Genomic DNA, 406 nt, shown 5'->3' with positions numbered 1-406 from the left:
GATACCGACATCGCGTTGATCACCGTCGCCGCGCGCGACCTTCAACCGATTGCTCGGGGAAACTCGCAGTCGCTCAAGGTCGGTGATCTGGCCTTTGCTGTCGGCTACCCGTTGGGCTTGGAACAGACGTTGACCATGGGGATCGTCAGCGGTCTCGGCCGCTCAGGGATTGGTGAGGGCCTCGAAGATTATATCCAGACTGATGCCCCGATCAATTCGGGCAACTCAGGCGGTGCTTTGCTTGATAGCCGCGGGCGCCTGATTGGTATCAACACGGCGATTCTCTCGGGCCGCGGCGGCGGCAATATCGGTATTGGTTTCGCCGTACCCATTCAGATGGCGATGGGTGTCGCCGATCAGTTGCGCCAGTTTGGCGAGGTCAAGCGTGGCAGGATCGGCGTGACAA

General features: G+C 60.1%; 1 protein-coding gene. It reads left to right on the top strand.

Going from position 1 to position 406, the window contains the following annotated elements; genetic code table 11:
• Window positions 1–406: S1C family serine protease (locus AX692_RS03880; RefSeq protein ID WP_155646255.1), on the top strand; the 406-nt coding region annotated here is incomplete at both ends.

Source organism: Erythrobacter donghaensis (assembly GCF_001557325.1).
Lineage (GTDB): Bacteria > Pseudomonadota > Alphaproteobacteria > Sphingomonadales > Sphingomonadaceae > Erythrobacter > Erythrobacter donghaensis_B.
The sequence above is the reverse complement of the archived record's forward strand: the minus strand, read 5'-3'. Positions and strand labels throughout refer to the sequence as shown.